Origin of the sequence: Pseudomonas sp. QLc11A (genome assembly GCF_052112305.1) — a bacterium.
Classification (GTDB): domain Bacteria; phylum Pseudomonadota; class Gammaproteobacteria; order Pseudomonadales; family Pseudomonadaceae; genus Aquipseudomonas; species Aquipseudomonas laurylsulfatiphila.
The window spans coordinates 1-216 of record NZ_JAVAJJ010000111.1 but is presented as its reverse complement, the minus strand read 5'-3'; the positions used below and the strand labels follow the sequence as shown (position 1 = coordinate 216).

Below are 216 nucleotides of genomic sequence, written 5' to 3'. Positions count from 1 at the left end.
ACCTGGAATTGGTGTCGCCAAACACAACGCCAGTGACCACCACGGTCAACGACGTCAACGACACCACCACCGTGACCCTGACCGCGACGCCGAGCGTGGACGAGAACGGCACCATCACCTACACCGCCACCCTGACCGATGCTCAGGGCAAACCGGTCACCGCGCAAAACGGTCCAGTGACCGTGACGTTGGACAGCGGCAAGGTCATCACCATCG

General features: G+C 62.0%; 1 protein-coding gene. It reads left to right on the top strand.

Features of this window, described 5'->3' with window-relative positions:
* Nucleotides 1-216: immunoglobulin-like domain-containing protein (locus tag Q8X48_RS30125; RefSeq protein WP_407802711.1), on the top strand; the 216-nt coding region annotated here is incomplete at both ends.